Here is a 6,343-nt window from a genome sequence, read left to right as displayed (position 1 = left end):
CGGCTGGGCCGGCGGCGCGGGCATCGGTCCCGGAGCGCGCCGCGGCGCCGACCCGCGCGGCGGCGCGCACCTGCCGCAGGCCGCGCCCGCCGGACCGGTCGCCGCCGCGCCGCCGGTCTCCGCGGCCCCGCCCGTACCGGCACGCCTGCCCGAAGCGGACGTACCGGACGGCTCCGTACGCCTCGCCGGCACCTCCGCACCGATAGGTCCCGGGCCCCGCGCCGGGGACAGCGGCCAGCCGCAGCCGCGCGCCCAGGCGCCCGCGACGGACTGGGTCCGCCCGCCCGCCGGCGCGCCGGTCGCCGCCCCCGGCCCCCACGAGGCCGATCCGCCCGCGGGCCTGCCGCAGCAGGGCGGCGCTGCGGGGCACGGCTCCGGCCACCCCGCCGCCACGGGCGCGGACAGCGCGGCCCCGCCCCGCTGGCGCCCCTGGCGCTTTCGCATGTCGAACGACGTGTGGGGCACGCCCACGGTCGCCGGCGACCTGTTGTACGTGACGTCCTTCGAGGTCCACGCCCTCGACGTGGCCAGCGGCCGGCGCCAGTTCAAGACCCGCGACGTGGCCTGGAGCATGGCCGTCGCGGACGGCCGTATCCACGCCTCCGACGGACCGAGCCTGTACGCGCTCGACGCGGCCGACGGCACCGAACGCTGGCGGCTCGGCAGCGAAGGCTGGATCTACGCCCTCAAGGCCGACCGGGGCACCGTCGTCACCGGCACCCGCGGCGGCGGCGTCCAGGCCTGGGAGGCCGGCACCGGCGAGCGGCTGTGGGAGACCGGCGGCGTACAGACCGACTTCGAGACCGCCGACCTGGGGCCGGTCGTCCACGACGGCACGGTGTTCGTCTGGGCCGACGGGCGACTGAAGGCCCTGGAGGCCCGTACGGGCGCCGAACGCTGGTCGTACCCGGTCGGGGACCCGGCCTCCTGCGGCGGGGTCCCGGTGCGGCTCCTGCCCGCCCCGGACGGCGCCGTGTACGTCACCGCGGGGACGCGGGTCCTGGCGATCGACATCGCGCGCGGCGAGGTGCGCTGGCACTTCGAGGCGCCCGCGGCCTTCCTCAGCCGGCCCGCGTACGCGCCCGGCCCCGCGGTCACCGGCGGCGGCCTCTACCTCGCCGACTACCTCGGCACGGTCTACGCCCTCGACACGGCCGACGGCCGGGACCGCTGGCGCATCGCCACCGAGGCCCGGCAGTCCACCGAACCGGTGCTCGTCGCGGACGGCGCCGTACACCTCGGCAGCGGTAAGGCCCTCTACACGCTCGACGCCGTCACGGGCACGCCGCGCTGGCGCTTCCAGGCGGGCGGCGAGGTCATCGGCGCGCCCGTCGTGGCGGACGGCCGGGTGCACTTCGGCTCCGCCGACCACTGCCTCTACACGCTCGACGCGATGGGCGGCCAGCTGCGCTGGAAGCTGGCCACCGGCGGCGAGATCACCGGTACGCCGGTGGCCGTCGCGGGCGTCGTCTACGCGTGCAGCAAGGACCGGTGCGTGTACGCGCTGGACGCGGCGAAGGGGACGGGGCTGGCGCGGCGGACGTGACGGTGCGGACGCGGCGGACGCGACGGTGCCGGTCCGGCGACGTGACGGAGCGCAACGGGTGGGCGCAACGGGCGGGCGGTTACCGGTCCTTGTCCCGTTCCGGGGGCGGCGTGGTCCTGATGGGCCGCGTCTCGTCGTCGGGCCGGGGCGGCGGCTGTCCCGGTTCGTCCGTGTCCGACGGCATCCGCACCGCCCGGGTGGGGGCGTCGTCCGCGGGCGGCTGATCCGACTCCGGCGGCGGGTGCCCGGCGCCCGGCCACCGTACGGGCGGCTGGTGATGGGGGGTGGAGCCCGGCGACGGCGTCGCCCCGTATGCGGGCACGCCCTGCGGCGGGGTGTCGCCGCCCCTGATCGGCCCGGGCTCCCATTCGGGTCCGGGCGCTCCGTACGGCACCGGCTGCGGCTCGTCGTGCCGGTCCTCGAACCCCGCTTCGCGCCGCCGGGCGCGCACGCCGCGGCGGCCGCTCATCACGAGCGCCGCCAGCCACAGCACCGCACCGCCGCCGAGCGCGCACGCCACACCGAGGCCCAGTCCCTGGTCCGGGTTCTCGCCCACCGTGAGGCTGCCCGCGGCCTGCCCCTGACGGACCATCCACAAAATGGTGAAACCGAGGACCACAAGGCCCGCCACGGCGACGAGCAGGCGGGATCGCAGCACCACGCCGACCAGGGTCACCAATGCGGCGAACACCATCGGCAGCAGCACCGAGCCGAACAGCTCGGCCTTCTCCCCGGTGATACCCCGGAACAGGTCCTCGATACGGATCTCACGTCCGTGACGGCCGTCGTACCAGGCACGGAAGGGGCTCCAGACGGCGGCCGCCGCTCCGATGAGGGCGAGCACGGATCCGAGTACGTTGCGCACCACAGGCGTCGCCTCTCCGGTCGCTGATTCGTCCCGTTTCCCTCTCTAAACGACGCTACGCCCGACTGCGCGCACACGCCAGACCTATGCGTTTTACCTGGTCAGGAAGAGATTTTGGGTAACGCAGGGAGATTGCTAGTCTGCCGTGCACTCGTCAAGAAAACATAAGGACGGGGTGCGCCGCGCGTACGGCGCGGTTCTTTCAACGGGGTCAACGGGGGCACAACAACATGAAATTCCGTCATGTCCGCGCGGTCGCGGCGGCCGGGGTGGTCCTGGTCGCGCTGACCGGCGCCCGGCACTCGCACGGCGGCGGCTGCGGCAGCAGCCACAGCAGCAGCGACGGCGGTTCCAGCAGCACCGGCGGCAGCAGCGCCAGTGGCAGCAGCACCAGCGGCGGCTACGAGGCCAGTACCGGCGGCTACGACGGCGGTACGAGCAGCGGCAGCAGTTCGACCGGCGGCAGCAGCACCTCCAGCGGCAGCACCTCCGGCTACACCAGCGGCGGTTCCAGCAGCGGGCGCAGCGCCATGGGCGACATCAAGATCAACGGTTGCCAGTACAACGGGGCCGGGAGCGTGAAGACCACGGTCAGCGCCACCAACAGCTCGTCGGGCACCAAGTACACCTACCGGCTGACGGTGAAGTTCACCGCGCCGGGCGGCAAGGACCTCGGCACCCGCCATCCGAGCATCCCCTACGTGATGCCGGGCCGCACGGACTCCCTCGACGTGATCCAGTACGTGCCGTCCGACGCCGCCACCAGCGGCACGTACCGCTGCTCGGTCACCGACGTCCAGCGCACCCCGCTGTCCTGATGGCCACCAGGGGACGGCGGCTCGGCCGGGCCGCCACAGCGGCCGGGATGGTGACCGTCAGCGCGCTCGGGCTGGTCGGCTGCGGGGCTCTGCTGCCCGGCGGGCAGCGGCCGACACCGCCGCCGCCACCTTCCGGCTACAGCTACTCGCCGACGCCGGGCCCGCTGGACTCGCCCTCGTACTCCTACTCGCCGTCGCCGACGCCGGAGGAGACCTACGACCCGGACGGCCGCTCGGACGCGCGCGGCAACGACTGCCGCTACAACCAGTCGACCCACCGCCTCGAATACTCGGTCTCGGTGACCAACCCGTCGCTCACCAAGACCTTCAAGTACGAGATGGCGGTCAACTGGATGAAGGCGCGGCCCGCCGACGGCACGGCCTACGGGCTGCACCAGCGCCAGCTTGTCGTCCGGCCGGGGCAGACCGAGACGTACACCGCCACGTACAGCTACACCAACACCTCGTCGCGGGAACTGTGGTTCCAGTGCGAGATCCGGCGGGCGCGCAAATCCGAGCTGTGACGGGCCCGCCGGTCAGCGGACCCGGAAGTCCCGGGAGCGGGCCGTGAAGAGCCCGGCCTGCCGCTCCGGCGGCAGGTTGCCCAGCGCGATCAGCTGCGGGGCGTGGGCCAGCGCCTGCGCCCGCGCGGCCTCCCGCGACGCCCACAGGGCCCGTACGGTGCCCTGCACGGCCCCGGTCGGCTGGGCGGCGAGCACGGCGGCGGCGCGCCGGGCCGCGGCCACCGCGCCGCCCGGCGGCGCCAGTTCCGACACCAGGCCCGTCTCGTGGGCGCGGCGGGCACCGAGCCGCTCCGCCGTGCCCATCAGGGCCAGCCGCGCGATCTCGCCGTACGGCATCCGCTGCGCCATGGACACCGACTCGTAGGCGCTGACCATCCCGTAGGACGTGTGCGGGTCGAAGAACGTGGCGTCCTCGGAGGCCACCAGGAACTCGCACTCGCCCAACAGATAGAACGCCCCGCCGCAGGCCATCCCCTCCACGGCCGCGACGACCGGCTTCCACAGGTCGTTGGCCTTCGGGCCGATGCCGAGCAGCGGATCGTCCACGGAGAACGGGGAGGACGGCTGCGGGACGTCCGCCGAGCGGTCGATCCCGGTGCAGAACGCCCTGCGCCCCGCGCCGGTCAGGACCACGGCGCGTACGTCGTCGTCGGAGCGGAAGCGGCGCCAGACGGCGGCGAGCGCGTCGGCCGTCTCCAGATCGACGGCGTTGAGGCGCTCGGGACGGTCGAGCGTCACCAGGGCGACGCCGTCCGATGCCGTCTCCACACGTACGGTCGGCGCGCTGCGCTCGGGTGCGGTGGGCCCCGTCATGGCCGCTCCAGCAGCCAGCGCGGCACGGTCACGCCCGGCGCCGGCTCGTGGAACGCCACTTTGACCGCGGCGCCGATGCGGATACGCGCCGGATCGACGGAGTTCAGCGCGGCGTCCGCGGCGGCGACCAGATTGCCGACCAGACGGATGCGCGGGGCGTCGGCCAGCTCCACGACGATGACGTTGTACGGGGCCTGGGCGGCGTAGGCGGGCAGCAGCGGCGGGTGCGGTACGACGTAGGACCAGATGCGGCCGCGGCCGGACATCCGCTGCCAGCAGCCGTCGAAGGACTGGCAGTGCGGGCAGCAGGGGCGGGGCGGGAAGCGCAGTTCGCCGCAGGCGGCGCAGCCCTGGACGCGCAGTTCGTGGCGGGCGGCGTACTCCCAGAAGGGGGCGCCGTCCTCGTCGGCCACGGGGAGGAGGAGGCCCTCGCCGCCGGGGGACGGGTCCGGTCCGGGGGCGTTGTCAGTGGTCGCCTTCATGCTGGTGGACATGAGCACTCAACTCCTCAGCAGCAGGGCCGATGTGGGCACGCCCTCACCGGCCGTGACCAGGCAGGTGGCGGCGTCCGGGACCTGGGCCGTGCCGGTGCCGCGCAGTTGCCGGACGCCCTCGGTGATGAGGTTGAAGCCGTGGACGTACGCCTCGCTGAGCCCGCCGCCCGCGGTGTTCAGGGGCAGCCGGCCGCCGATCTCCAGGGCGCCGCCCTCCGTGAAGGCCGCGCCCTCGCCGCGCCCGCAGAAGCCGTAGCCCTCCAGGGAGAGCGGGATCAGTGGGGTGAACGCGTCGTAGATCTGCGCCACGTCGACGTCCTGCGGACCGAAGTCGGCCTGCTTCCACAGCTGCCGGGCCGCGGTCCAGGCCGGGCCGGTGAGCGGGTCGTCGGTCCAGTAGTTGACCATGCCGTGGTGCTGGGCGGGCAGCCCCTGCGCGGCGGAGTGCACGTACACGGGACGGTGGCGCAGGTCGCGGGCGCGCTCGGCGGAGACGACCACGCACGCGAGCGCTCCGTCGGTCTCCAGGCAGTTGTCGAAGAGGCAGAGCGGCTCGCTGATCCAGCGTGCGGTCATGTACATCTCGCGGGTCAGCGGGCGCTCGTACATGATCGCGTCCGGGTTCTGGTTGGCCCGGTTGCGGCACGCGAGGGCGACGTTGAAGAAGTGGTCGCGGGTGGCGCCGTAGTCGTGCATGTAGCGCCGGGCGAGGATGCCGATCTCGTCGGCGGGCCGCAGCAGACCGAAGGGCCGGGTCCATTGGGCAGGAGTGGGCAGTTGGACAGCGGTGTTCCGCCACGGGCGGGGCCCCGAACCGCGCTTGCGCGAGCGCCAGGCGACGCCCACGCTCGCCTGCCCGGTGGCGACGGCCGCCGCCAGGTGCGCCACCGTCGCGCACGAACCGCCGCCGCCGTAACCGGCCTTGGCGAAGAAGGTGACGTCCCCGGCGCCGATCGCCTTGGCGACCTCCACCTCGTCCGTCTCCTCCATGGTGTACGAGGCGAACGCGTCCACCTCCGCCGGGGCGATCCCCGCGTCGTCCAGGGCCGCGACGATCGCCCGGCAGGCCAGCGTGCGTTCCGACTCGGGCAGCCGCTTGGCGAACGCCGTCTGGCCGATCCCGGCTATCGCCGCCGCGTCCTTGAGGGTCGCCCCCATCGCCACCTCCGTGTTCGGCCGCCCGTACGGGCCCGTGTGCCGCCGGCGCGGCCCTCCGTACGGTCCGCGCGGACATCCGTGCTGACAGCCGAGGAGGCTACCGCTAACCTGACGGGCAGTCAGCT

At 74.2% G+C, this 6,343-nt stretch carries 7 protein-coding genes; 3 read left to right on the top strand and 4 right to left on the bottom strand.

Annotated elements, in window-relative coordinates:
• The coding region (locus ACFV57_RS04605) for a PQQ-binding-like beta-propeller repeat protein (protein ID WP_385225608.1) at positions 1-1,546 on the top strand (1,546 nt) is incomplete at its 5' end.
• Between the two features lie 79 nt (positions 1,547-1,625).
• On the opposite strand, the gene ACFV57_RS04600 is transcribed toward ACFV57_RS04605, so the two are convergent.
• Positions 1,626-2,414 (bottom strand): hypothetical protein, encoded by a 789-nt coding sequence (locus ACFV57_RS04600; protein ID WP_385225606.1) that lies wholly within the window; start codon positions 2,412-2,414, stop codon positions 1,626-1,628.
• Between the two features lie 227 nt (positions 2,415-2,641).
• Between ACFV57_RS04600 and ACFV57_RS04595 the strand changes: the two genes are divergently transcribed.
• Positions 2,642-3,229, top strand: coding sequence for a hypothetical protein (locus ACFV57_RS04595; protein ID WP_385225604.1), 588 nt, complete (start codon positions 2,642-2,644; stop codon positions 3,227-3,229).
• On the top strand, positions 3,229-3,753 hold the full coding sequence (locus ACFV57_RS04590; RefSeq protein ID WP_385225602.1) for a hypothetical protein: 525 nt from the start codon (positions 3,229-3,231) through the stop codon (positions 3,751-3,753). The genes ACFV57_RS04595 and ACFV57_RS04590 overlap by 1 nt, the downstream gene beginning before the upstream one ends.
• Before the next feature lie 12 nt (positions 3,754-3,765).
• On the opposite strand, the gene ACFV57_RS04585 is transcribed toward ACFV57_RS04590, so the two are convergent.
• From ACFV57_RS04585 to ACFV57_RS04575, 3 genes are read right to left on the bottom strand one after another with little or no spacing between them, the layout of a single operon-like run.
• A complete protein-coding gene (locus tag ACFV57_RS04585; protein ID WP_385225600.1) occupies positions 3,766-4,566 on the bottom strand; it encodes an enoyl-CoA hydratase/isomerase family protein in 801 nt (266 codons plus the stop codon).
• Entirely contained in the window at positions 4,563-5,048 is a 486-nt protein-coding gene (locus ACFV57_RS04580) for a Zn-ribbon domain-containing OB-fold protein (protein ID WP_385225641.1), read from the bottom strand. The genes ACFV57_RS04585 and ACFV57_RS04580 overlap by 4 nt, the downstream gene beginning before the upstream one ends.
• Before the next feature lie 18 nt (positions 5,049-5,066).
• Positions 5,067-6,218, bottom strand: a complete 1,152-nt coding sequence (locus tag ACFV57_RS04575; RefSeq protein ID WP_385225598.1) for a lipid-transfer protein — start codon at positions 6,216-6,218, stop codon at positions 5,067-5,069.
• Positions 6,219-6,343 lie beyond the last annotated feature (125 nt).

The organism is Streptomyces sp. NPDC059788 (assembly GCF_042732265.1).
In the GTDB taxonomy this organism is placed as follows: Bacteria; Actinomycetota; Actinomycetes; order Streptomycetales; family Streptomycetaceae; genus Streptomyces.
Note: the sequence above shows the minus strand (reverse complement) of the source record. Positions and strands in the feature narration are given on the sequence as shown.

Excerpts from the sequence above, each read along its gene's own strand:
- ACFV57_RS04595 (WP_385225604.1), top strand. The coding sequence starts at position 2,642 with ATGAAATTCCGTCATGTCCGCGCGGTCGCGGCGGCCGGGGTGGTCCTG.
- ACFV57_RS04590 (WP_385225602.1), top strand. The coding sequence starts at position 3,229 with ATGGCCACCAGGGGACGGCGGCTCGGCCGGGCCGCCACAGCGGCCGGG.
- ACFV57_RS04585 (WP_385225600.1), bottom strand. The coding sequence starts at position 4,566 with ATGACGGGGCCCACCGCACCCGAGCGCAGCGCGCCGACCGTACGTGTG.
- ACFV57_RS04580 (WP_385225641.1), bottom strand. The coding sequence starts at position 5,048 with ATGAAGGCGACCACTGACAACGCCCCCGGACCGGACCCGTCCCCCGGC.
- ACFV57_RS04575 (WP_385225598.1), bottom strand. The coding sequence starts at position 6,218 with ATGGGGGCGACCCTCAAGGACGCGGCGGCGATAGCCGGGATCGGCCAG.